This window comes from Actinoalloteichus fjordicus (assembly GCF_001941625.1).
In the GTDB taxonomy this organism is placed as follows: Bacteria; Actinomycetota; Actinomycetes; order Mycobacteriales; family Pseudonocardiaceae; genus Actinoalloteichus_A; species Actinoalloteichus_A fjordicus.
Window position 1 is genome coordinate 5,400,776 of the sequence record NZ_CP016076.1, and the last position, 23,238, is coordinate 5,424,013.

Below are 23,238 nucleotides of genomic sequence, written 5' to 3' on the forward strand. Positions count from 1 at the left end.
TCGGTCGCATTCCTCGATGAGGAACGACCGTCGCCCGACGGGCTTCGTTGCCCGATACCTCTGATCATGCCGGGGATCGGGCCAGCGCGGCAGTGCCAGATCGTCTCGGTCGTGATGCGTTCGTGGCATAGCCCACTCGACCGAATTCCCTGCGCTGAACGGCGGATCGGCGTTGCGACTCGCGGGCACCATCCGCCATGACGGCACGGGCGGGGTGGCCGACGACCTGACCGAGCCCGCAGGCCTGGCGGACTGGCTCGCGGAGAACCACGACCTCCTGCACGACGTCGTCGACCCGGCGAGCTTCCGCGCCGACGAAGGGGCCCGCTCGGCCGTCGTCGCCCTGCGCGCGGCGACGGGTGCCCTGCTCGCACGCAGCGTCCCCGGCGCGCCCTCTCGCGCCGACGCCCACCGGCTGCTCCCCGTGGCCGAGGCGGTCGAGCGCATCAACACCGCGGCGGCGCTCGCCCCCGTCGCACCGGCCCTGAGCTGGCCCGACGACGGACCGCCCACGGCGCGGCGCCGCCCGGTTCAGCCCGATGCCGTGACCCGACTGGCGGGAGCGCTCGCGGCGGCGGCGATCGACTTCCTTACCGGACCGGATCGCGAGCGCCTCCGGGCCTGCCCGGCGCCGCGCTGCGTGCGCTACTTCCTCCAGTCCCACGGGCGACAGGAGTTCTGCAAGCCCGCGTGCGGCAACCGGGCTCGCGCCGCCCGGCACTACCAGCGCAGGCAGCTCCCGACGGAGAAGTCGGCGGCCGACTGAGTCGACCGGGCCGTCGCGCGAGTGGCCGCTCCGAACGCCGTCCTCGGCCGGGCGCCGGGACGACGGACCGCGCAGTAGGCGGCGCGAGTCAGTCCTGGTCTTCTGCCTGCCGTCCCCGCTTGAACCGCGTCCGCAGTGCCGCGTCGACCTCGTCGAACTCGCGCCCCGCCGTCTCGGGAACCCGCCGCGCGACGAACCAGAAGCCGAGTGCGCAGATCACGGCGAAGATCCAGAAGGCCTGTCCCTGACCGATCGCGTCCACCAGCGGCAGGAAGCTGAGCCCGACGATGAAGTTCGACAGCCAGTTGACCATGGTTGACGCGCTCGATCCCACCGCCCGCACCGACGGCGGGAACACCTCGCCGATCAGCACCCAGAACACCGGCCCCATCCCGCAGGCGAAGGCGGCGATGTAGAGGACCATGAACACCAGCGACAGCACCGGGCTCAACCCGAGGGCGAAGCTCAGCCCCAGCAGCACGAGCGAGACGAACATGACCCCCAGGGAGACGAGCAGCAGCACGCGGCGGCCGGTCCGATCGATCAGTCGCAGCGCCACCAGGGTCATCAGGAAGTTGATCAGTCCGATGAACACCGAGTAGAAGATGGAGTTCGACGCCGTCAGCCCGGTCTGCTCGATGATCGTCGGCGCGTAGTAGATGATCGTGTTGATGCCGCCGAACTGCTGGACGGCGGCGAGCGTCAGACCGACGAGCAGCGCGGGTCGGACCGAGGCGTCCAGCAGGAGCCGCCAGCCGTGTCGGGTCTGCGTGCCCTCGGGATGCTCCTCGGCCTGGTCTCGATGCTCGACCCGCTCGACCAGCCGGTCTGCGGCCTCCTCGTCGGCGATCGAGATGATCAGCTTCCTGGCCTTGTCCGCCCGGCCGCGCCGGATGAGCCACTGCGGCGACTCCGGCAGCAGAATCGCGGCCAACACCAGCGCCACCGCCGGGACCAGCCCGGTACCGAACATCGCGCGCCAGTTCTCCGTCGAGGAGAACGCGAGGTCGACCAGGTAGGACGTGAGGATGCCCGTGGTGATCATGACCTGGTTGAGGCTGAGGATGCGGCCCCGGATCTCGGCGGGCGAGACCTCGGAGAGATAGATCGGCACGGTCGCCGAGGCCGCCCCGACGGCGAGGCCGAGCACGAGCCTGGCCGCCAGCAGCATCTCGTAGTCGACGGCGAAGGTCGCGATCACCGTCCCGATCACGAAGATGACCCCTTCCAGGCCGAGCGTCATCCGCCTGCCCAGCCGGTCGGCGGTGCGCCCGGCGACCAGTGCGCCCACGATCGCGCCGATGAGCAGCACGCTCACCACGCTGCCCTGTTCGAAGGAGCTGAGCTCGAACTCCTGCCGAATGAACAACAACGCGCCGGAGACGACCCCGGTGTCATAACCGAAAAGGAAACCGCCGATGGCGATCATGAATCCCCATCGCCAGACCTTGCGGTGACCTTCGGGAGAGATTCCCGAAAGCGGCCCCTCGGTACCCGGCTCGCGAGAGAAACCCTGTGCCATTCAACGTCTCCTGAGTGTCAACCCGGCGCGATGTTCGCTCCAGAGCGACCTCGCGTCCGCAGCTCTGAGCAGCGGTTCGCCACTCATCGTCACCGAGCCCGCTGCGGACGGCAACAGATGCGAGACCGACTCAGAGCACCGTGCGACGAAGATCAGCAGGTCGGAAGTGTCTGTTCGGGAGTCGGCCGCGAGACTGTGCACCGAACGGGTGGACTTCTCCTGTCGAAGGGATCAGCCGCACCGCGCAGAATCGACGCGGAGAATCACCCCGGAAGTCGGTCTCGGGGACGCCCCGTCCCGTCCGCGTCGGCCGTGCCGCGAGCCCTCGACGTCCCGATGGATCGGTGCGTCGGTGACTGCCCCGCTGTCTCGGAGGATCGCGCCGACGGCGGTCCGATCGCGCACACCCGAGTCTTGAGTCGAGTGGCAGGCAGCGGCGGAGCGGCGCGTCCGCCGCCCCGGCGGCAGGGGCTCGACAGGGCAGGCCCGCCGCCACGACGTCACCAGTAGCTGAGCGTCGGCCGCCCCGGCCACGCCGGACGGGTCCTCGGTCCGCGCCCGCCCGCCGCTGTGTCGCCTGGCCCCGGTCGGAGATCGAATCGCGCACGCACAGCGCAGCAGGCTGATCAAGCCGGACCGGCTCCGACGCGCGTCAGCTCAGGCTGCGTCCGGACCGGTCGAGGCGATAGCGACGAGCCAGCCAGGCGAACGCCCGCTCCACCTCCACGACCGTCAAGGCCCGGTCGACGAGGATGATCTCGGCGAGGTCGACGTCATGGCTGCTCGCGACCCCGCCCGTCGAGCTGTTCGCCAGGGTGAGGCCCGGCAGCCCGGTGATCGTGCCGCCCGCGAAGCCCTCCGGCGGCAGCCCGAAGACGTGGTGTCGGGAGGCGGCGCCGTCGTGGACCTGCGCCATGAGCTGCCAGCCCGGTGAACCGCCGGTCCAGACCGGAGCCGCGTTCGGCGGACCGGTGCCGCCCGCGCCGGTGGTCTGGAATCCGTCGGTGTCCTGCCCGGTGATGTGTCCGAGCCAGACATACCGACCGGACCGGCCGCTGTAGACGTTGCCGAGGAGGTCCCTCGGCTGCCGCACCACCATGAGCACGCTGATCGGCAGGTCGTATTCGGCCGCCCAGTCCTCGGTCCGCAGCCAACGCCCGGCCGCCCGACTGCATTCGACATAGGGCTGTCGGCCCGGCCCGTCGACCCGCAGCAACGGTCGGGACGCGGGCAGCTCCTGGGCGAGCGGCGCCGTCTCACGGCCTGCATGGGGCGCCCAGCGCGTGACCGGCGTCCCCGCGCCGCCTGCGAGGGTGCTCGCCCGCCACGCCGAGATCACGCCGGGCAGGGTGGCCGGATCACCGCCCGGCACGGGCTCCTCGGCGAGCACCGGGGCCGAGGCAGGTGTGATCGAGGCCGTCAGGGCGGCGCTGACCAGCTCGGCGAGCCAGCGATGACCGGCAGGGCCGATATGGATGCGGTCGGGAACCAGCAGTCCCAGTTCGTCGGCGTCGAGGCCGACGGGCCAGTGCGGCGAGACGTCGAGGAAGGCGACGTCGTCGATCAGCTCGGCGATCTGGCGGAGCTGATCGCGGTAGGCCGACCACGGATGCAAGGGGGCCTGGGTGTCGGACCGCCGTGCGGCATGGACCAGCAGGATCGAGGGCCTGCGGGGGCAGGCCGTCCGCAGTCGCGCGACCAGGTCGGCGACCTGGGCCCGGTAGTCGGCGGGCTGCACTCCGACGGAGTAGTCGTTGCTGCCGACCACGAGCACGATCAGGGCGGGATCGAGCCGTCCGATCCTGCGACACATCTGGCCGAGTTCCGGCGACCGGCCGTAGGACGACGCCCGGGTCCCGCCTCGGCCCGCGTTGTAGGTCTCGATGCCTCGGCCGTGCGGGGCGCGATGGGCGTAGGCGCCGTTGACGATCACGGCGCCCCGGGTGCTGATGCTGATGACGTGGTCGGCGCGGGGCAGCAGCGGCGACAGCCAGCTTCCGTCGGCCCGCCGAGACGATCCGGCGGCGTCGGGAACGACCGAATACGCGCTGTCGTCGATCCACACCGTGAACTCGGTGGCACCGACGCCCTGCATGAACTGCACGGTGATCCGATCGCAGTCGGGCAGCGTCCGCCGGATCTCGTCGCCCGAGATCAGCTTCACCGAGCGCAGCGCGAGATCGGCGAAGACGATCTCCGGGTGGCCGAGCATCGTCCAGCCGCCGATCCCGGTGACCGGGTAGTGCGTGCCTGCCTCGCCGAGTGTCCGGCCCACCAGCGCCGCCGCGGTGCCCTCCTGCGTGCGCGCACCCTCGCCGCCCACGGTGGACGAGCCGATCCAGACGATGCGCACCGGCTCGACGTCGGCGAACATCCGTCTGCGTCGCCACTCCCACAGGCCCGGCGTCAGCACGCCGCCTGTGACGTCGAGTTCCTCTTCCGTCGGCTCGTTCATCCCGCGCGGCCGTCCGTGCTGCTCCCGCCCTCGGCGGCGTCCGCGCCCGGTGCGGCATCCGTGGTCTGCGCGCCGTTCCCCGCCGTCGCGGGCTGCGCGGCGGCGGGAGTCGGCACCGCATCCGGAGTCGCGGGCCCTGCACCGCTCGGGGCCGCCGGGTAGGACGGGGCCCGGCTCGAGCCGAAGAGCACCCGGACCAGCCAGGTCGGCAGCCGGGACTCCAGCCAGCGCGCGAGGGCGTACCAGCCCGCGATGGTGAGACCGACGAGTAACGGCCCGAGGTCGGCGGCGGCCCCGGCGATGCCGTCTGGCAGGCCGAGGCTCACCAGCCAGGCGAGAATCGATCCCCACCACACCGGGATCACGGTCCGGATCAGCGACACGACTCGATCAGACATCGGCACTCCCCTCGGCGGTGATGCGCGAGATCAAGTCTTCTCGCGCTGTCGATCAACCGACAAGGTCATTGACCTGTTTGCGCAGCACCGCAAGCCGATGAGACGAACCGAGTGGACGAGCGGAGCACCGGCGAATACTCCGATCGCAGGGGAAACGCCGACGACGGGCTAACCCGTGGCGCCTGAGGGCCCCGCGACGGCCCGGCTTCGCGCCTCGATGCCGTCCAGGATCAGCTCCAGACCGGAGTCGAACCACGGCCGCCCGGCGCCGACTCCCTGGAGGGCGGCGAGCTCGCGCAGCCGGGGATGGTCGGTCAGGTCCACGCCCGCCAGCCGAGCCTGCCACCGCGAGCCGGGGTCCACGGGGTCCGCTTCGGGCCGGGTGCCGCCCGTCCGCTCGCTCAGCTCCGACCGAGCACTGCCCTGGAGGAACTTGTTGATGGTCATGATCGCGCGCGCGGACTCCTCCAGCGGGAGGCCCAGCGGCTCCAGCGCGGACAACGCCCACTCCATCGCCCGCAGACCGGCGGGCCCGAAGGGCGGCGTCGCGGTCATGTCGGCGAAGAGCAGCCAGGGGTGCGCCTCGTACATGTTCCAGTCGTGTCTGGCCAGGACGTACATCCGCTCGCGCCAATCGAGCCCGTCGGCAGCCGGGTAGGCGTAGGCGCTCGTCACCGCGTCGGTCATGGCCACGGTCAGATCGTCCTTGCCCGCGACGTGGCGGTAGAGCGACATGGTGCCCGAGCCCAGCTGGTCGGCGATCCGCCGCATCGACACCGCGTCCAGCCCCTCCGCGTCGGCGATCTCGATGGCCGCGGCGACGATCCGCTCCCGGCTGAGCCCCTGACCCTCCCGCGCCGTCCTGCTCATCGTGCGTGCACCGCCCTCCTCGTTGCACGCCATCCTAAGAACCTGTCCTTGATCCCCGCCTTCCTATTGCGCGAGGCCGACGCGGCGATCTGCGGCGTTGTCGTCAGTCACCGTGACTCCGTTATGGCCTCATCCGGTCGCCGCGCAGCTCAGCCACGCTGGTCTCGGCCCACGACTCCAGGGGGATCACGCACGGGCCCGAAAGCCGGCGTACGGTGTACCCATTCGGATGAGTACGGCGTACGCATAAGGAGCCCGATGCACCCGCACACCACGACGGCAGCCTCCAGACGTTGGCTGGGGCTCGCCGTCCTGACGCTGCCCGTCCTGCTGACCTCGATGGACATCTCGATCCTGCACATGGCGATCCCCGCCATCACCGAGGATCTGGCGCCCAGCTCCGGCGAGATGCTGTGGATCCTGGACGTCTACGGGTTCCTGCTGGCAGGCCTGTTGATCCTGATGGGCGGCATCGGCGACCGCATGGGGCGCCGACGGCTGCTGTTGATCGGCGCCGCCGCCTTCGGCGCCGCGTCCGTGCTGGCGGCCTTCGCCACCACGCCGGAGCTGCTGATCCTGGGTCGGGCTCTGATGGGGGTCGGCGGCGCGACCCTGATGCCCTCCACGCTGTCGCTGATCAGGAACATGTTCGACGACCCGGCCGAGCGGACCCGCGCGATCGCCGTCTGGACGGTGGCACTGGCCGGCGGCGTGGCGCTGGGGCCGATCATCGGCGGCGTCCTGCTCCAGTTCTTCGCCTGGGGCTCGGTGTTCCTGGTCAACGTGCCGGTGATCCTGGTGCTGCTCGCCGTCGCGCCGCTGGTGATCCCCGAGTACCGACACGGGAGCCCGGAACCGATGGATCTGCTCAGCGTGGCGCTCTCCTTCGCCGCGATCCTGCCGGTCGTGTGGGCGGTCAAGTCCGCCGCCGAGGCGCTCGCGATCACCCTGCCGAGCATCGCCGCCGCCGCGATCGGCGTCTTGGCGGCCGTCGTCTTCCTGCTGCGGCAGCGCGGGCTCACCAGTCCGCTCGTGGACGTCGCCCTGTTCCGGAATCGACGGTTCAGCGGTGCCGTGGTCGCCGGGCTGCTGGCGATGTTCTCGCTGGCCGGTCTCACGATGTTCCTCAGCCAGCACCTCCAGCTCGTGCTGGGGTTCACCCCGCTGACCTCGGCGTTATGGCTGCTGCCGATCACGGCCGCGATCACGCTCGGCGCCGCCGTCACCTCCGTGCTGGCGAGCCGCGTCGGCCCCGGCCCCATCTTCGGCGTCGGCGCCGCCCTCGCCGCCGCCGGAATGATCGTCATCAGCCTCAGCCCGGCCGAGGACGGCTTGGCGCAGCTCGTCATCGGAGCCTTCCTCGCGGCGGGCGGCATCAGTCCCATCACGACGCTGGCCACCGACGTCGTCGTCGCGTCGGTCAGCCCCGAGCGTTCCGGAGCGGCCTCCGCACTCGCCGAGACGGCCAACGAACTGGGCGCCGCCGTGGGCATCGCCATACTCGGATCGTTGGGCGCCCTGGTCTACCGGTCCGGGGTCCAGGACGGGCTGCCCGCCGAGCTTCCCCCGGAGGCGGTCTCGGTCGTCGAGTCCGGTCTCGGCGCCGCCGTCGGCGTGATCGACCGGCTGCCCGCCGAGGTCGGCCAACCGCTGCTCGAACTGGCCCGGCGCGCCTTCGTCGACGGGATGTCCGCCTCGACGGCCACGGCTGCCGCCGTGCTCGGCGTCCTGGCCGTCGTCGTGTCCGGGCTGCTCCGGGGACAGCCGCCGACCGGTGCGGCGCACGCAGGCGACGCACAGCCCACGACGGAGGAGGAGGGACGGGCGGCGGAACGCTGAGGGGACCACCCACTCACCCGGCCGGGCGACTGGCAGGCACCGCCGCCGGGTCCCGACTCTCGCCGCAGGCCGGGCGAGCCGCCACCGCGCCGCCGTCCCCCTTCGGCGGCGCGGCGGGGGCTAGCGGGCCGGCGTCGCAGCCTCGACCTCGGCGGCCTCGGCTCGCTCGGTCCCGTCGTCACCGTTCGAGGCGGGGACCCGGCGAAGCGCGACGGCGACGAAGCCCGCCACCAGCACGAGCACCACCGCCCCGCCGAGTCCCGCCGCGTTGACGCTGTCGGTATAGGCCGCGAACGCGACGGCGAGCAGCTCGCTTGCGACAGGCTCGCCGCGCGCGCCCGCCTCGACGAGCGCACCCGCGACGGTCTCCTCCGCCGCGCGCGTCGTCTCGACGGCCGAGGAGTCCATCGCGGCGCGATAGACGGCGGTGGACACCGTGCCGAGAACGGCGATGCCCAACGCCGCGCCCAGCTCGTTGCTCGTCTCGGAGATCCCCGCGGCGGCACCGGCGCGTTCGGGCGGCGCGGTGGTGAGGATGAGCGAGTTCGCCAGTGTGCCCACGATGCCGATGCCGAAAGTGAGCACGGCGTAACCGCTGATGAACAGCACCAGCGTCGTCCCCGGCTCGATGACGCCGACCAGCGCGAATCCCGCGGCGCCGATGAGCAGTCCGGCGGCGAGCAGGACGGCCGGACGGACATGGGCCGCCAGGACGGCGGCCAGCGTCGCGCCGAGGAGGGTGCCCACGAAGGTGGGCAGGGCCCAGAGCGCGGCGTTCAGCGGGCTCAGGCCGTGCACCGTCTGCAGGAAGGTGAACGCGAGGAGCCCCAGCCCGGCGGCGGAGAACGAGACGACGCCGTTCGCGCAGGCAGCGGCGCTGAACGGCGCGCTGCGGAAGAGAGTGAGGTCGACCAGCGGGTACCTCGCCCTGCGCTGCCGCCAGAGGAAGACCGTGAGGAAGACGAGGCCGAGTGCCAGCGCCGCACCCGCGAGCGGGTCCATCCCGTACTCGACGAGGTGTTTGACGGCGAAGACGAGGCTGACGATCGCGATCAGCGAGGTGGCCGCGCCGGGAATGTCGAAGCCCTGCGCGTCGGGATTCCGCGACTCCTCGATGAGGAACGGCACGGTCAGCAGGAGCACGAGCATCACGGGGATGTTGATGAGGAAGACCGAGCCCCACCAGAAGTACTCCAGCAGGACGCCGCCGACGATCGGGCCCGCGACGGCCCCGCCGGTGAAGGCCACCGTCCAGGCACCCACCGCCGCCTGCCGCTGACGCGGGTCGGTGAACATGCTCCTGATCAGCGACAAGGTCGAGGGCGCCAGGGTGGCCGCCCCGACACCGAGCAGGGCGCGGGCGGCGATGAGCTGTTCCGGGGTCGAGGAGAACACGATTCCGACGGAGGCGGCGCCGAAGAGCACCGAGCCGATGAGCAGCAGCCGCTTGCGGCCGATCCGGTCGCCGAGGCTGCCCATCGTGATGAGCAGTCCGGCCATGACGAAGCCGTAGACGTCCATCATCCAGAGCCACTGGGTGGCCGTGGGATCGAGCGCCTCGGTGATCGCCGGGGAGGCGACGAACAGGATCGAGATGTCCATCGAGGTCAGCAGCGCAGGCAGCAGCAGGAAGGGCAGCGCCCACCACGTTCGCGCGGTCGCGCGGACCGGGGTCGGAGTCGAAGAAGCCATGATTTGATCGTACGTGCGTTCAAATCACTGTCAATACGTACGTCCGTTCAAGACGTCTAGGATGGCGGCATGAGTCAGCGGGACGACCTCCTGGCGGGCGCGAAGAAGTGCCTGGCCGAGAAGGGCTACAGCGCCACCACGGCGCGCGACATCGTGGCGGCCTCCGGGGCTCACCTCGGATCGATCGGGTACCACTTCGGGTCCAAGGACGCGCTGATGAACGCCGCCGTGCTGGCGGCCACCAGCGAATGGGGCGACACGATGGAGTCGGCGGTCCGCGCTGCGGACGCCGAGGAGCCGTCACACCGCTTCGCGACCCTGGTGACGAAGCTGTTCGAGGCAATCCCCGGCGAACGCGACCTGCTCGTCGCGAGCGTGCAGGCCTTCGCGCAGGCCGACTTCGACGAGTCGATGCGCAGCGCCCTGGCCCAGGGGTTCCGCGAGGGACGCAGCGCCTTCGCCTCGATGATGCTCGATCAGAAACCGGACGAGATCGAGCACAGTGCCGCCGCAGGTCTGGGCTCGGTGGTCTATGCGCTGGTCACCGGCTTCATCGTGCAGGCGTTGATCGATCCGGAGTCGATGCCGCCGGTCGAGGACGTCGTCGCGGGCATCCGGGCGCTTGTTCCCGAGCCGCAGGCCGACCAGGACCAGGTCGAGGCCTGAGGAGTGGGTCCGGCCCACAGCGGCGCAGGCGGCGGACCCGCCGGGCCGAGCCGGGCAGGCCGACGGCGGCGACCGCCCGACAGCGGCTCGCCGCCGCGACACGACCCGCCGCCGGACCCGCCGGGCGGTCGGGCCGTGCGACGCTGTCCGCCATGACCCGCACGCTCTGCCTAGCCCAGGACTCCGACGCCGACGCCCTGCTCTCCTCGGACCCGTTCGCGCTGCTCTGCGGGATGCTGCTTGATCAGCAGGTTCCGATGGAGAAGGCGTTCAAGGGGCCCAGGGACATCGCCGAGCGGATGGGCGGCTTCGACGTCCGCCGCATCGCCGAGGCCGACCCGGACGAGTTCGCCGCGCTCGCCTCGCGCACCCCCGCGATCCACCGGTTCCCCGGCTCGATGGCCAAGCGCCTCCAGGCTCTCGCGCACCATCTGATCGAGCACTACGACGGCAGGACCGAGGAGATCTGGACTCGCGACGAGCCCGACGGCGCGACGGTGCTCACGCGGCTGACGGCCCTGCCCGGCTTCGGCGAACAGAAGGCCCGCATCTTCCTCGCCCTGCTGGGCAAGCAGCGCGATGTCCGACCGACGGGCTGGCGCGAGGCGGCGGGCGCCTACGGCGAGGAGGGCTCCCGTCGCAGCGTCGCCGACGTCGTCGACGCCGCCTCTCTCGGCGAGGTCAGGGCCACGAAACAGGCGGCGAAGAAGGCGGCGAAGGGCGGCTCCTGACCCACAGGACGCGAGGCGGCCAGCCGGATGCGCCGTCGCTCGATGCCTCGCCCGCCGGCTCGCTCGCGCCGGTCAGGTGCGAGCCGTCATCGCCGACGGAACTGCCTCTCGTCGAGCCGCCGCCTGCCACCGGGCCGCTCTCGACAAGCCGTCCCGGGCGCCCCGAGCTTGACATCAATCTTGGTTGAGGTCTGAGACTGCGTGGGACGGACAGGCACCGGGGAGCCCGCAGGAGCTGCTCGGTGCCGAGTCAGGACACGAAGGAGAGCAGCTCATGTCGCACCTCGGGATCATCCTCAACGAAGCGGCGAAGGACGACGTCCATACCGGCGAGGGCAGCCATCGCACGACCATCGCCACCGCACCCGATCCCGACGCCGCCGCGCGCAAGGCCGTCGCGCTCGTCGAGGCGGGCGCCGACTCCATCGAGCTGTGCGGGGCCACCGGCCCGGTCTGGCAGGCGCGGGTGCTCGCCTCGGTCGGCGATCGGGCGTCGGTCGGCGTCATCCTCTACGGCTTCGAGTCGCTGGACAGCGTCCAGAGCTTCAAGGCGGGCTTCGAACTCGGCGAGGACCTGACGGCTTCCATGATCTACCTCCAGCCGGGCGCGGACCCGACAACCGACCGGATGACCGTCGAGGACGAGTCGGGCCGGACGAACTTCATCGCCGTGCCCGACGCGGCGGCGGCGGTCACGGTCGCCGCGTCGGAGGCGGCGGCGGGCGCCCGGCTGATCGAGTTGTACGGCGGGATCGATCCGAAGGTCCAGGCCGAGGTCATCGCGGCCACCGGCGACGGCCGGGTTCCGATCGGGGTGATCGCGCGCGCCCGCTAGCCGAGGACGCACGGGGCCGGCCCGCCCGCCGACGCCGGACCCGTGCGGCGGCCTCGGACCCGCAGGCCTGCGACGTCGGCCGCCGAGTCCGAGCCCGCCCGAGCCTCGGCCGCACCGCACCTGAGACGACCTCACGCACCACCCGGCAGGCCCCGGGAAGAAAGCCCCCGCAGACCGGTGTCGCCCCGCCCGTATGCGCCGGGGAACGCGGACGCCGGGCCACGTGACCGCGTCAGCGGCGGGGGAATCTCGGGCAGCCCAAGCCTGCCCGTACGACTCGACTTCGCTGCCCTCGAGGGCACCGGGCGGCACTACTTCGCCAGCAGGTCCCTCGCCAGCGCCGCATCGGTGACCAGCGTCGTGATCAGGCCGCCACGCAGCGCCGAGCGGACGGCGGCGGCCTTGCCCGCGCCGTAGGCGAGCGCGACGACGTCCGGCGTCCGGTGCAGCTGCTCGAAGGTCACGCCGACCGCCCTGGACTGCAGCCCGTCGGCGAGTGGCCGTCCCTGGGCGTCCAACAGGATTCCGCAGATCTCGGCCACCGCGCCGCGTTCGGCGAAGACGGCCCGCTCGGCGGGTTCGAGGACGTCGTAGACGGTGGAGGTGCCGGGCGACCAGCCGCCGACCGAGACGACCGCCGAGGTCAACTCGCCGCAGCGGTTCATCGCCCTGGCGACGTCGGAGTGGCCGCGCAGCGCGGCGGCGCTGGAGGCGTCGGGCATCACCAGCGGCGCGTAGAAGGTCACCGCCGTCCCGCCGCCCGCCTGTGCCGCCCGGCGGGTCAGCTCCAGTGAATGGTCCTCGACGTCGGGCTGTGGCACGGCGCCGCAGAGCTGCACGACCGTGCAGCGCGGCAGCACGGTGAGCCGCGCGCTCATCCGTTGCAGCGACCGACCCCAGGCCACGCCGAGCACGTCGCCCTCCTCGACGACCTCGCCGAGCAGCCGGGCCGCCAGGCCGCCGACGTGCTCACGCAGTTCCGGATCGGTCTGTCCGGAGACGTCCGAGACGACGGCGGTGCGCAGCCCGAATGCGGTGCGCAGCCGCTCCGAGAGCTCGGGGTCCACGCCTGCCGGTCTGCCGATCTCGATGCGGACCAGGCCCGCCGCCCTGGCCGAGTCCAGCAGCCGAGCCACCTTGAATCGGCTGATGCCGAACTCCTCGGCGATCTGCACCTTCGAACGGGACTCCAGATAGAAGCGTCGCGCCACCGAGGTCGTCAGCAGAAGTTCCACTGGACCGATGTCACCAGGCTCGACGGTCACGGGGCGCTCGGTCATCGGCGCCATCCTACGCAGCCGCTCACTCCGCTTCGGTCCATCGATGCTCCTGTCCGTCAGCTGTTGACATGCGCATACGCCAGGGTATTCACTCCCTAAACAAACGAGCAGAACCGTGCTCATATGAGCGACACAAGGAAGTGGTCATGCGAGCTGCGATCATCGACGAACCGGGCAAGCTACGGGTGGGCGAGGTTCCCGACCCCACTCCTGGTGCCTCGGACGTGGTGGTCAAGGTCGGCGCCTGCGGCATCTGCGGCACCGATCTGCACATCGCGGACGGTGAGTTCCCGCCTGCCCCGTTCCCCCTGGTGCCGGGGCACGAGTTCGCGGGCGAGGTCGTGGAGATCGGTTCCGACGTCCGCACCGGCATCGCCGTCGGCGACCGGGTGGCCGTCGACCCCTCCCTGTTCTGCGGGTACTGCACGCCCTGCCGAACCGGTCACGGGAACCTGTGCGCCAACTGGGGCGCGACCGGCGACACGGTCGACGGGGCCTTCGCCGAGTACGTCGCCGTGCCCGCCGTCAACGCCTACCGGCTGCCGGACTCGCTGAGCATGGGCGAGGGCGCGCTGGTGGAGCCGCTGTCCTGCGCGGTGCACGGGCTCGACGTCTTCGGCGCCCAGATCGGCGAGCGGATCCTCGTCGTCGGCGCCGGGACGATGGGGCTGCTGCTCACTCAGCTGCTGGCGGGCAGCGGTGCGCGGGTGTCGGTAGTGGACCGCAATCCGGCCCGCCTGCCGCTGGCTACGAAGTTCGGTGCCGAGCACGTCGCCGTCAGCGTCGCGGAGCTGGACGCCGCGCCGTTCGACGCATCGGTGGACGTGACCGGGGCGCCGAAGGCCATCGAGGACGCCTTCGACGCGCTGCGGCGCGGCGGCAGGCTGCAGATCTTCGGCGTGGCCGCCGACACCGCACGGATCAGCCTCTCCCCGTTCCGCATCTACAACGACGAGATCAAGATCGTGGGCTCGATGGCCGTCCTGGACAGCTTCGAACCCGCCCTGCGACTGCTGGAGACCGGGCAAGTCAGCAGCGAGGGACTCATCAGCCACACCCTCCCCCTTGAGGAGTTTCCCGAGGCCGTGGGGATGGTGCGCGCGGGCACGGGAGTCAAGATCCAGATCGCTCCCTGACTCCGGGGACGACCTAGCAAGGCAGCCGTAGTCAGGCATCCGCGAGAGACCTTGACGCGAAGGAGGACATCGGTGTCCACCGCCGGTTCACCGCGAGACCCCCGCCGCCGCCGAATGAGAACAGCGGCACTGCTCACCGCGACGACCCTGCTGGCAGGCTGCGCAGGCGCGGGCGACCTGGGCGGCGGCGACGGCCGCACCAGGCTGACCGTCGCGATCGTGTCCAACCCGCAGATGCAGGACGCCATCGCGCTCTCTCCGCGATTCGAGGAGGAGTTTCCCGACGTCGACCTGGAGTTCGTCAGCCTGGCCGAGAACGAGGCGCGAGCCAAGATCACCGCCTCGGTGGCCACCGGCGGCGGCGAGTACGACGTCGTGATGGTCAGCAACTACGAGACGAAGATGTGGGCGGAGAACGGCTGGCTGACCAATCTGCAGCCCTCGATCGACGCCTCGCCCGAGTACGACCACGACGACTTCATCCCCACGGTGCGCGAGTCACTGTCCTATCAGGACGACATGTACTCGGTACCGTTCTACGGCGAGTCCTCGTTCCTCGCCTACCGCGCGGACCTGTTCGAGGAGGCCGGGCTGGAGATGCCCGCGAACCCGACGTGGCAGGAGATCGCGGAGTTCGCCGAGATCCTCAAGGCGCCTGAGGAGGGACGTGTCGGAATCTGTCTGCGCGGCCTGGCGGGCTGGGGCGAGAACCTGGCGCCGCTCAACTCGGTGATCAACACCTTCGGCGGCCGATGGTTCGACGAGGAGTGGAACGCGCAGCTCACCTCGCCCGAGGTGCGCGAGGCCGTCCAGTTCTACGTGGACCTGGTGCGCGAGCACGGTCAGCCGGGCGCGGCGACCAGCGGATACTCCGACTGCATCACGCGGTACAGCCAGGGGCAGGCCGCGATGTGGTACGACGCCTCGGCCATGGTGGCCTCGGTGGAGAACCCCGATGACAGCGTCGTGGTCGGCGAGAGCGGCTACGCCCCCGCTCCCGTGGTGGACACCGACACCTCGGGCTGGCTGTTCACCTGGGCGCTGGCGATCCCGGAGACCTCGGAGAACAAGGACCTCGCCTGGGAGTTCGTGTCCTGGATGACCGACCAGGACTACCAGCGCATGGTCGGCGAGGAGTTCGGCTGGCCTCGGGTGCCGCCGGGCGCCCGCGAGTCGACCTACGAGATCCCGGAGTACGCGGCGGAGGCCCAGGCCTACGCGGAGCCGACGCTGGACGCGCTGGCCAGCGCCGACGAGCGCAATCCGAGCGTGTCGCCGGTGCCGTACGAAGGCGTGCAGTTCCTGCGGATTCCGGAGTTCCAGGATCTCGGAACCCGCGTCGGTCAGCAGATCTCGGCGGCCATCGCGGGATCGGTGACCGTGGACGAGGCGCTGGAGCAGTCGCAGCGCTATGCCGAGACCGTCGGCCAGACCTACCAGAATTGAGGGCCGTCCCGAGATGACCACTCTCGACGCCACGACGGCGACCGGACCGAGACCACCGACGTCGACGCAACGCCGCGCGGCCGCCCGCAAGCAGGGCTGGGTCCGGCGGGCTCCGCTGCTGCCCGCGTTGATCTTCGCGATCATCGTCACGCAGCTTCCCTTCCTGCTGACGATCTTCTACTCCCTCCAGTCCTGGAACCTGGTCCGGCCCGGCTCACAGGAGTTCGTCGGACTGGCCAACTACGTCGCGGTGTTCACCGACAGCACCTTCCGCACCGCGGCGTTGAACACCGTGCTGATCACGGCGGGCTGCGTCATCATCGCGATGCTGCTCGGCATCGGACTCGCGATGCTGCTGGACCGGCCGTTCCGAGGCCGGGGCGTAGTGCGGACCCTGCTGATCACGCCGTTCCTGATCATGCCGGTCGCGGGCGCGCTGCTGTGGGAGACGACGATCTTCCACCCGCTGTTCGGCCTGCTGAACTTCGTGCTGAGCCCCTTCGGCGTGGACAGCGTGGCCTGGGTGAGCCAGTTCCCGATGGCCTCGATCATCGTGGCGCTGGTCTGGCAGTGGACGCCGTTCATGATGCTGCTCGTGCTGGCCGGGCTGCAGAGCCAGGCCAAGGATCAGCTGGAGGCCTCGGCGACCGACGGTGCGACCGCCTGGCAGACGTTCCGCCTGATCACCATCCCGCACCTGCGCCGCTACATCGAACTGGGCCTGCTGCTCGGCTCGATCTACGTGGTCAACACCTTCGACACGATCTACATGATGACCCAGGGCGGCCCCGGCACCGACACGACGAACCTGCCGTTCTACCTGTACCAGCGGGCGTTCCTCGGCTTCGACGTCGGTCAGGCCGCCGCACTCGGCGTCGTCGTGGTCGCCGGGACGATCATCGTCGCGACCGTGGCGCTGCGGATGATCTTCCGCACCTTCGGCAGGGAGGAAGCATGAGCGTCATCACCGGTGAGTCCCCACAGCGTGCAGGCTCGGCGGCACGTTCGGCGTCCTCCTCCGACGGCCCGCCGTCGCGCACCGGTCGCACGGTGCGCGGGGTGCTGCTGACCACGCTGGCCTGGGTGTTGGGGCTCGCGTTCTTCTTCCCGGTGCTCTGGATGGTGCTGACCGGGTTCAAGACCGAGGCCGAGGCCTTCCAGTCGCCGCCGACCTTGTTCTTCGTGCCGACCCTGGAGCAGTACGCCGGGGTGTTCGAGCGCGGCGTCGGGCCCTACCTGCTGAACTCGCTGTGGGCCACGACGGCGTCGACGCTGCTGGTGATCGTCCTGGCGGTCCCGGCGGCCTACGCCCTGTCGATCCGCCCGGTGCGCAAGACCAGCGACGTGCTGTTCTTCTTCATCTCTACCAAGATGCTGCCCGCCGCAGCGGTGATCGTGCCCCTGTACGTCACCACGCAGACCTTCGGCATCGCGGACAACATCTGGACGCTGACCGTCCTCTACACGGCGATGAACCTGCCGATCGCGGTGTGGATGATGCGGTCGTTCCTGATGGAGGTGCCGGTCGAGATCCTGGAGGCCGCGCACGTGGACGGGGCGACGCTGCCGCAGACGCTGCGCAGGGTGCTGCTTCCCGTGGTGGCACCCGGCATCGCGGCGACGGCATTGATCTGCGTGATCTTCTCCTGGAACGAGTTCTTCTTCGCGGTGAACCTGACGGCGGCCAACGCGGCCACCGTGCCGGTCTTCCTGGTGGGCTTCATGACCAGTGAGGGCCTGTACTGGGCGCAGCTCTCGGCGGCGGCCACGCTGGCCTCCCTGCCGGTGGTGCTCGCGGGCTGGATCGCGCAGAAGCAGCTCGTCAGGGGCCTGTCGATGGGCGCGGTCAAGTAGGCCGGAGTCCGGTGCGGAACCGAAAGGCCCGGCGCTGTGGGCGGTGCCGGGCCTTTCGCACGGTTGTACTCGACGGCCGGCGCGGACAGGCTCGCGGCGACGACGACCGGCCGTCAGGTTCGTCCCCGCAATTTTTCCGCAGTTCTCCCCACGGTCCCCGACGCGGTTCGGGCTGCGGCGGAGGGCGTCGTCCTCGTGACGCAAACCCGCACGGACCCCGGACCTACCGCTCCCGCTCCGCTCGGCGTCGTTCGCGGTGCAGCAGGATGAGATCGGTACACGCCACCGCGAAGGCGACGGCCGCCAGCAACAACGTGCCCCACACGCGAGGCCACTCCCCCAGCGCCCCGGTGTCCACGCCGCCGATGGCGATGCCGCTGTCGCCGAGGCGGATCAGCCAGCCGTATAGGGGGATCTCCTCATCGCCGGCGGACCTGGCCCAGGCGTTCCCGAGGACCGGCACCCAGTTGAAGGCGGCGGCGTAGCCGACGGCAGACAAGGCAGTGAGGGTCAGGTTGCCGCCGAAGCTCCGGAAGAGACGAGTCCGGGCGAGGAGCGGGGCGGCGATCAGCCACGGCAGCCCGGCGAGGACCGAGACGAGCCCGACGCCGTAGTGGAACAGCTCGACGTCCCGAGACCCGGACGCGAAGAACACCTGGGCGACTCCGAGACCGATCGCCATCGCCAGCAGCCAGGACTGCGGGTCACGGGGAGACTCGGGACCCGAGTTCCCGTACTGCCGCGTGCCGCCGCCGAGGACGTCCCCGCCGCTGTGCCTGGCCAGCGGCGGCGGATCACCCAGGCCGGTGTCCTGGTAGACCACGGCGGCCCGCACGGTGTCGATCACCTCGCCGATACGCCGCATCGACTCGTGACCTCGGAAGGACACCTCGTCTTCACCGAGGGTCAGCCTCGCCTTCCCATACGACACCGTCATCTCGGCGAGCCGAGGGTAGGGGACCACGAGGGTTCGGTTCTGCCCGCGCACGTGCATCGCCCGATCGGTGAACCAGATGTGCTCGGTGGTGTCGCCCGCATACCGATGGGTGATGACCGCGATGATCGGCGCGATCTCCGCCGCACGCGCCGACCGGCTCGTCCGGACCCGGACCGCGTTCACATCGGACAGCCGCAGCCTCGGTGTCACCCGCAGTCGCATCTCCGGTTCCTTGACGATGCCGCCGAAGCGGCCGAGCAGGCTCGCGCGGATCGCCGCCGCCCGTTCCTCCAGATGATCGGGCGAGCCGGGTGCGGCGCGGCCGAGGCCGTAGACCTCCTGTCCGTCCACGTCGAGCCGGATGTCGGTCTCGGCGACCACCAACCGAGCTCGGGAGCCGTGCCTGCCCAGGATGAACTCGCAGTCCACCAGGTTGGACCCCTGATAGATTCGGCGCCCGTCCAGGAACACCTGCCCGCGATGCTTCGGGACCGAGCGATATTCGACGACGTGGCGGTGCAGTCCCCGGCGCACCTCCAGCAGGCAGTCGATTCCGCTGTCCCGGATGCGGCGGCATCGCCACTGTTCGGTGTCCTGCTCGCCGTCGGTCGCCGCCGCAGTCCCGGCGAACGGCGTGGATGCCGCGTGGGCGGCCGACGGACCTGCACCGCCTCGTCCGGCACCATCCGGCGACTGAGCCGCGTCCGACGCGAGCGGACCCGGACGCCGCGCGATCACCAACTCCCCCTCGCCGGAGAACCGCAGCTGCGGCGTCGGACCGCTCCCGGCGCCGACCCGGCGATGCACCCGCCGGTAGAGGTCGGGCACGGTCAGCTCCTCGCCGGGGCCGACCTCGGTCAGCCCGCGCACCAGCGCGGCGGTGAAGGGGCTGGCCCGGCCCGGCTCGGTCGTGTCCTGAGCCAGTTGCGTCGACCGGCTGCTCGCCAGCACGTACCGGCCGCGATGCGGGGTCCGGCCCGACGAACTGCCCTCGGCGTCGGCCGCGCCCGTCGGATTCCACGCGGGCCGACGGGGATCGGCCCCGCGAGGCGAGCGCGACGTCCGCCCCCCTACTCCGCCGGCTCGTCCCCCGAGCCCGCCCAGCCACGCTGCGAAGCCCGGGCGGAAAGCCCCCGAAGTCCAGCCGCCGGAACCCGCCGAGCCCCCGACCCCGCCCGGACCGGCGAGCGGTTCCATCCCCCGCAGGACGTCCGCGCCCTTGAACGCACCGCTGTGGCAGCAGTCCAACACCACGATGGTGCTGCGCGCAGGCGAGGAGCTGATCATCTCGTTGACGTCCTCGGCCCGTAACGCGGTGGCCCGCAGGCTGGCCGTGCGGGTGTCCTTCGCACACAGGTGCAGCCGATTGTCCAGATCGAGCCTGCCGTGGCCGCTGTAGTACAGCAGCAGGACGTCATCACGCTCCGCCGAGGCGAAGAACCCGTCCAGGCTCTCCCGCAGCCGCTGCACCCGTCGGTCCGGCAGCACGAGGACGTCCTCCCGCGCGAACAGTGCCCCGTCCCCGTCCACAAGGGCGCGTCTCAGCAGTGCGACATCCGCCGCCGGGCCGTGCAACGCAGGCAGGCCGTGCGGATCGTTCGGGAAGTCGCCGTTGCCGATCAGCAGGGCGCGATAACGCCGATCGGCCCCCATCACGCGGCCCCGTCGTCGACCTGCCTGGCATGACCCGGATCGCCGCCGTCGGGTCTCGGGTCGCCGATCCGCTCACCGACGGCGCGGACCAGCGCCTGCAGGGACACCCGGTCGATGTTGTCGCCCGCGACACTGATTCGTTGTTCGGCTCCGGAGCCGTCGGTCCACGTGAGTGTGAGCGTCCGCGTCTTGTCGCGGGTCAGCCAGGACCGGAAGCAGGCCACGGCGGCCGTCAGCGCGCCAGAAGATGCCAGCGCGATCAGCGTGGTGTCCAGGGCGCCCTTGGTGCCAGGCACCGTGGTGCCGCGAGTCGTGACGTCGCCGACGTCCTCGCGCAGCATCGCGTACAGCGTCCCGACCTGACCGTGCCACCCCTGGTCGTCGGGGTCGTACCGACTCGTCCCCGGCGTGATCGCCACCTCAACACCCATCGGCCACGCTCCCCTCCCCGACGCCTCGCCTGACATTCGGTGTCGGTGCGGGAGCCGTAGGTTACTGATCTACACCGCCGAGGCTCTCCTGCACACCCCTTCGACGGCATCTCGCGCGGATACCGGGCCGCAGCACGGTCGGCCCGCCGACCGACGTACCGGCGGGGATTCGCTCCGGGCGACACCGGTCCGTCTTTCCGCTGACGGCCCGGGCGGTCGTGATTCCGAACTACCGGGACCAGCAGCGGGACGTCCCGCAGTGCCGCGCCGATGAGCGGGCCGATTCCGAGGCCCGGACCGAGACCGACGACGACCATCACGGTCGACGGGACCTCGACGGCGCTAGCGTCTCCGGGCGGGAGTTCGAGACGGACGTCCGCCCGTACTCCCGCGCCCTCGCGAGGCGCCCGGCCGCTTCGGTGCCGAGGTTCGGCGACGAGCAAGACCCCGCAGCCGGTCGAGCAGCCGAACCAGCACGGGACGCCGGTCGATCAGGCCGAGCGCGATCAAGGGCCGACTCCGCCGCTCCGGCCGCCAGGCCACCGGGACCGCCAGCCGAGGCGCCAGCACCAGCCACCAACGGGCCTCCGAACGCGCAGGTGCCCAGGACGGCCGATGCCAGGCCAGCCGCGCGTGACACGCACCGCCCCGTTCGATCAGTGCCCGGCCCGCGCTGCGGGCGGGAACCGCGTCCGCGCCGAGCCCACACCTCGCGAGCAGCCGGTCACCCGAGAGTTCGAACAGGTCCCTGGAGCGATGGATGCAGGTGGTGGCGTCGAAGGGCCGTCGACCTCCGCCGATCCGACACGGCAGCACGTACTCGCCCTCGACGCCCGCCACCAGGTAGAAATCGGCGTGCCGGGTGCCCGACCAGCGCGGCGGTCTGCTGGTCGCGCGGGCGGTCGGGGCGAGGACCTCGTACAGCTCCCGACGCGCCGCCGCCGGATCGGCTGATCCGCCGCAGTACTGCTGGAACCGCTCGACCGCGTGCGGCAGCAGTTCGATCTCCGCCAGTAGGCGTCTCCCGGACAACGACAGCGGCGCCGCCGAGGAGCCGCGTCGGCTGGGAAAGATCACGCAGTTGGTCGCGATCCACTGCGCGGCGCCGTCGCGGTCCTCGGCCAGCGGCAGCAGCACCTCGTCCTCGATGACCACGAAGTAGCCGGATCGGCTGCGTCGGCCCGCCACGGCGGCGGGCAGCCGATCGGTGACGGCTCCCCTGGCGCGGATCTGCTCGTGCAGCCAGGCCCTGGCCTCGTCCTGGTCGGCGAAGCCCATCGCCTCCGCGCAGCTGTGCGCGCAGCGGTCGGTCACCACCACCGGCCAGTCGCCCCGGTTCACTCGCATCACCTCACTGTTCGCCCGACCGGCGAGAGAGCCGCCCGCCTCGGCGGGGAAGAATCCGCCTCGCGAGAGTAGATCTCCGCCGCGAGAGATCACCTTGGCTGCGCGGGCGGCGGCGAGCAAGACGCCATCTCGGGGATCATGGTCGCAGCCGGGTGAGGCGTCGGCGGGCGTGATCGAACAGCCGCGAAGTCGGCCTGGTCCACACCGACCGCCTCGGCGACGTCCTCCCGGTGTCGTGCCGGGAAACGGGCCCGGCCGCAGGCGGCGACCTCGAAGGGGCGGCGGTGGCAGGACCGTCGCCGCCCGCGAGGGGGCGGCAGGCCTGGAATACCACCGGTCCGGGACAGGTTGGGCGAAAGATGACCTCCCCGGCGGAAAGCAGAATCCAGCTCGCCAACTCCGACCTCACCGTGTTCCCCCTCAACCTGGGTGGGAACGTCTTCGGCTGGACCGCCGACGAGCAGCAGTCCTTCGAGATCCTCGATGCCTACGCGGCGGCGGGCGGCGACTTCGTCGACACCGCAGACGTCTACTCGATGTGGGCGCCGGGCAATCCCGGCGGGGTGTCCGAGGAGATCATCGGCCGGTGGATGACGGCCAGGGGCAACCGGGACGAGGTCGTGGTGGCGACGAAGGTCGGCGGCCATCCCGACGCCACCGGGCTGTCCGCCGGGGCGATCCGCAAAGCTGCCGAGGCCTCGCTGCGCAGGCTGGCGACCGACCACGTCGATCTGCTCTACACCCACTTCGACGATCCGTCCGTGCCGGTCGAAGAGTTCCTCGGTGAGCTGGACGCCCTCGTCCGGGAGGGCAAGGTGCGCCACATCGCGGCGTCCAACATCAGCGCGGAGCGGTTGGAGGAGGCGCTGCTCGCCTCGGACCGCGACGGGCTCGCCCGCTACGTGGCGATTCAGCCGCACTACAACCTCGTCTCCCGGGACACCTACGAGGGCTCGCTGGCCGACAGCGCCGCCCGACACGGCCTCGCCGCGCTGCCCTACTACGCCCTGGCCGCAGGCTTCCTGACCGGCAAGTACCGGCCCGGGGTCGAGGTGGACAGCCCGCGCAGCGGCGGGGCGGGCGAGCACCTGGTCTCGGCGCGGGGGCAGCAGGTACTGGCCGCCCTGGACACGGTGGCCGAGAAGCGGGCGGTCTCGGTGACGGCCGTGGCGCTGGCCTGGCTGCGGGCGCAGCGCACGGTGGCCGCCCCGGTGGTCAGCGCCCGCACCGTCGCGCAGCTTGCGACACTGCTCGACTCGGTGTCGCTGGTCCTGGACTCCGACGAGGTCTCGCTGCTCACGGCGGCGAGCGACTGACCGAGGCCGCGCCGGGCCGACGGCCCTGCCGCCGAGACCGGGTGCGGTCCGCGCGCCCGCTTCG

General features: G+C 71.2%; 19 protein-coding genes. 10 read left to right on the top strand and 9 right to left on the bottom strand.

Annotated elements, in window-relative coordinates; all coding sequences use genetic code 11:
* The first annotated feature begins 172 nt into the window (after window positions 1-172).
* Complete coding sequence (locus tag UA74_RS22935) at window positions 173-766, top strand: CGNR zinc finger domain-containing protein (RefSeq protein ID WP_198042825.1); 594 nt, start codon at window positions 173-175, stop codon at window positions 764-766.
* Window positions 767-854: 88 nt separating this feature from the next.
* Here the strand turns inward: UA74_RS22935 and UA74_RS22940 are convergent, their stop codons facing one another.
* The 4 genes from UA74_RS22940 to UA74_RS22960 form a co-directional block, all read right to left on the bottom strand.
* Window positions 855-2,288, bottom strand: a complete 1,434-nt coding sequence (locus UA74_RS22940) for a sugar porter family MFS transporter (protein ID WP_075765461.1) — start codon at window positions 2,286-2,288, stop codon at window positions 855-857.
* 652 nt (window positions 2,289-2,940) lie between these two features.
* Window positions 2,941-4,743: an SGNH/GDSL hydrolase family protein gene (locus UA74_RS22950; RefSeq protein ID WP_075765465.1), complete on the bottom strand. Its 1,803-nt coding sequence runs from the start codon at window positions 4,741-4,743 to the stop codon at window positions 2,941-2,943.
* Window positions 4,740-5,141 (bottom strand): hypothetical protein, encoded by a 402-nt coding sequence (locus UA74_RS33075; protein WP_198042826.1) that lies wholly within the window; start codon window positions 5,139-5,141, stop codon window positions 4,740-4,742. The genes UA74_RS22950 and UA74_RS33075 overlap by 4 nt, the downstream gene beginning before the upstream one ends.
* Before the next feature lie 168 nt (window positions 5,142-5,309).
* Entirely contained in the window at window positions 5,310-6,044 is a 735-nt protein-coding gene (locus UA74_RS22960) for a TetR/AcrR family transcriptional regulator (RefSeq protein WP_198042827.1), read from the bottom strand.
* A 225-nt stretch (window positions 6,045-6,269) separates the two neighbouring features.
* Here UA74_RS22960 and UA74_RS22965 point away from each other — a divergent pair, with 225 nt between their 5' ends.
* Window positions 6,270-7,850, top strand: coding sequence for an MFS transporter (locus UA74_RS22965; protein ID WP_075765469.1), 1,581 nt, complete (start codon window positions 6,270-6,272; stop codon window positions 7,848-7,850).
* Window positions 7,851-7,970: 120 nt separating this feature from the next.
* Here UA74_RS22965 and UA74_RS22970 read toward each other — a convergent pair whose 3' ends face one another.
* Complete coding sequence (locus UA74_RS22970; protein WP_075742111.1) at window positions 7,971-9,542, bottom strand: MFS transporter; 1,572 nt, start codon at window positions 9,540-9,542, stop codon at window positions 7,971-7,973.
* A 69-nt stretch (window positions 9,543-9,611) separates the two neighbouring features.
* Between UA74_RS22970 and UA74_RS22975 the strand changes: the two genes are divergently transcribed.
* The 3 genes from UA74_RS22975 to UA74_RS22985 all read left to right on the top strand — a co-directional run bounded on the left by UA74_RS22975 (window position 9,612) and on the right by UA74_RS22985 (window position 11,774).
* Entirely contained in the window at window positions 9,612-10,208 is a 597-nt protein-coding gene (locus tag UA74_RS22975; RefSeq protein WP_075742112.1) for a TetR/AcrR family transcriptional regulator, read from the top strand.
* 152 nt (window positions 10,209-10,360) lie between these two features.
* Window positions 10,361-10,939, top strand: coding sequence for an HhH-GPD-type base excision DNA repair protein (locus tag UA74_RS22980; protein ID WP_075742113.1), 579 nt, complete (start codon window positions 10,361-10,363; stop codon window positions 10,937-10,939).
* Window positions 10,940-11,123: 184 nt separating this feature from the next.
* Entirely contained in the window at window positions 11,124-11,774 is a 651-nt protein-coding gene (locus UA74_RS22985; RefSeq protein WP_157434390.1) for a DUF6506 family protein, read from the top strand.
* Between the two features lie 311 nt (window positions 11,775-12,085).
* On the opposite strand, the gene UA74_RS22990 is transcribed toward UA74_RS22985, so the two are convergent.
* Entirely contained in the window at window positions 12,086-13,054 is a 969-nt protein-coding gene (locus UA74_RS22990; RefSeq protein WP_075744122.1) for a sugar-binding transcriptional regulator, read from the bottom strand.
* Between the two features lie 146 nt (window positions 13,055-13,200).
* Between UA74_RS22990 and UA74_RS22995 the strand changes: the two genes are divergently transcribed.
* The 4 genes from UA74_RS22995 (at window position 13,201) to UA74_RS23010 (ending at window position 17,490) form a co-directional block, all read left to right on the top strand.
* Window positions 13,201-14,190: a zinc-dependent alcohol dehydrogenase family protein gene (locus tag UA74_RS22995; protein ID WP_075766314.1), complete on the top strand. Its 990-nt coding sequence runs from the start codon at window positions 13,201-13,203 to the stop codon at window positions 14,188-14,190.
* Window positions 14,191-14,304: 114 nt separating this feature from the next.
* Window positions 14,305-15,636, top strand: a complete 1,332-nt coding sequence (locus tag UA74_RS23000; protein WP_075765471.1) for an ABC transporter substrate-binding protein — start codon at window positions 14,305-14,307, stop codon at window positions 15,634-15,636.
* Between the two features lie 13 nt (window positions 15,637-15,649).
* Window positions 15,650-16,594, top strand: coding sequence for a carbohydrate ABC transporter permease (locus UA74_RS23005; RefSeq protein ID WP_075765473.1), 945 nt, complete (start codon window positions 15,650-15,652; stop codon window positions 16,592-16,594).
* On the top strand, window positions 16,591-17,490 hold the full coding sequence (locus UA74_RS23010) for a carbohydrate ABC transporter permease (protein WP_075742117.1): 900 nt from the start codon (window positions 16,591-16,593) through the stop codon (window positions 17,488-17,490). The genes UA74_RS23005 and UA74_RS23010 overlap by 4 nt, the downstream gene beginning before the upstream one ends.
* Window positions 17,491-17,713: 223 nt before the next feature.
* On the opposite strand, the gene UA74_RS33080 is transcribed toward UA74_RS23010, so the two are convergent.
* The 3 genes from UA74_RS33080 to UA74_RS23025 form a co-directional block, all read right to left on the bottom strand.
* The gene (locus UA74_RS33080; RefSeq protein WP_075765475.1) at window positions 17,714-20,080 is read right to left on the bottom strand and encodes a caspase family protein; all 2,367 of its coding nucleotides are present in this window, start codon (window positions 20,078-20,080) and stop codon (window positions 17,714-17,716) included.
* The gene (locus tag UA74_RS23020; RefSeq protein WP_198042829.1) at window positions 20,080-20,511 is read right to left on the bottom strand and encodes an effector-associated constant component EACC1; all 432 of its coding nucleotides are present in this window, start codon (window positions 20,509-20,511) and stop codon (window positions 20,080-20,082) included. The genes UA74_RS33080 and UA74_RS23020 overlap by 1 nt, the downstream gene beginning before the upstream one ends.
* A 342-nt stretch (window positions 20,512-20,853) precedes the next feature.
* Entirely contained in the window at window positions 20,854-21,858 is a 1,005-nt protein-coding gene (locus UA74_RS23025) for a hypothetical protein (protein WP_157434391.1), read from the bottom strand.
* Between the two features lie 359 nt (window positions 21,859-22,217).
* On the opposite strand from UA74_RS23025, the gene UA74_RS23030 reads away from it, so the two are divergent.
* Entirely contained in the window at window positions 22,218-23,174 is a 957-nt protein-coding gene (locus UA74_RS23030; protein WP_075742121.1) for an aldo/keto reductase, read from the top strand.
* Window positions 23,175-23,238 lie beyond the last annotated feature (64 nt).

What these genes read in the sequence shown, in the direction of transcription:
- UA74_RS22940 (WP_075765461.1), bottom strand. Translation starts at nt 2,288, where the DNA reads ATGGCACAGGGTTTCTCTCGCGAGCCGGGTACCGAGGGGCCGCTTTCG.
- UA74_RS22950 (WP_075765465.1), bottom strand. Translation starts at nt 4,743, where the DNA reads ATGAACGAGCCGACGGAAGAGGAACTCGACGTCACAGGCGGCGTGCTG.
- UA74_RS33075 (WP_198042826.1), bottom strand. Translation starts at nt 5,141, where the DNA reads ATGTCTGATCGAGTCGTGTCGCTGATCCGGACCGTGATCCCGGTGTGG.
- UA74_RS22960 (WP_198042827.1), bottom strand. Translation starts at nt 6,044, where the DNA reads ATGGCGTGCAACGAGGAGGGCGGTGCACGCACGATGAGCAGGACGGCG.
- UA74_RS22965 (WP_075765469.1), top strand. Translation starts at nt 6,270, where the DNA reads ATGCACCCGCACACCACGACGGCAGCCTCCAGACGTTGGCTGGGGCTC.
- UA74_RS22970 (WP_075742111.1), bottom strand. Translation starts at nt 9,542, where the DNA reads ATGGCTTCTTCGACTCCGACCCCGGTCCGCGCGACCGCGCGAACGTGG.
- UA74_RS22975 (WP_075742112.1), top strand. Translation starts at nt 9,612, where the DNA reads ATGAGTCAGCGGGACGACCTCCTGGCGGGCGCGAAGAAGTGCCTGGCC.
- UA74_RS22980 (WP_075742113.1), top strand. Translation starts at nt 10,361, where the DNA reads ATGACCCGCACGCTCTGCCTAGCCCAGGACTCCGACGCCGACGCCCTG.
- UA74_RS22990 (WP_075744122.1), bottom strand. Translation starts at nt 13,054, where the DNA reads ATGACCGAGCGCCCCGTGACCGTCGAGCCTGGTGACATCGGTCCAGTG.
- UA74_RS22995 (WP_075766314.1), top strand. Translation starts at nt 13,201, where the DNA reads ATGCGAGCTGCGATCATCGACGAACCGGGCAAGCTACGGGTGGGCGAG.
- UA74_RS23000 (WP_075765471.1), top strand. Translation starts at nt 14,305, where the DNA reads ATGAGAACAGCGGCACTGCTCACCGCGACGACCCTGCTGGCAGGCTGC.
- UA74_RS23005 (WP_075765473.1), top strand. Translation starts at nt 15,650, where the DNA reads ATGACCACTCTCGACGCCACGACGGCGACCGGACCGAGACCACCGACG.
- UA74_RS23010 (WP_075742117.1), top strand. Translation starts at nt 16,591, where the DNA reads ATGAGCGTCATCACCGGTGAGTCCCCACAGCGTGCAGGCTCGGCGGCA.
- UA74_RS33080 (WP_075765475.1), bottom strand. Translation starts at nt 20,080, where the DNA reads ATGGGGGCCGATCGGCGTTATCGCGCCCTGCTGATCGGCAACGGCGAC.
- UA74_RS23020 (WP_198042829.1), bottom strand. Translation starts at nt 20,511, where the DNA reads ATGGGTGTTGAGGTGGCGATCACGCCGGGGACGAGTCGGTACGACCCC.
- UA74_RS23025 (WP_157434391.1), bottom strand. Translation starts at nt 21,858, where the DNA reads ATGCGAGTGAACCGGGGCGACTGGCCGGTGGTGGTGACCGACCGCTGC.
- UA74_RS23030 (WP_075742121.1), top strand. Translation starts at nt 22,218, where the DNA reads ATGACCTCCCCGGCGGAAAGCAGAATCCAGCTCGCCAACTCCGACCTC.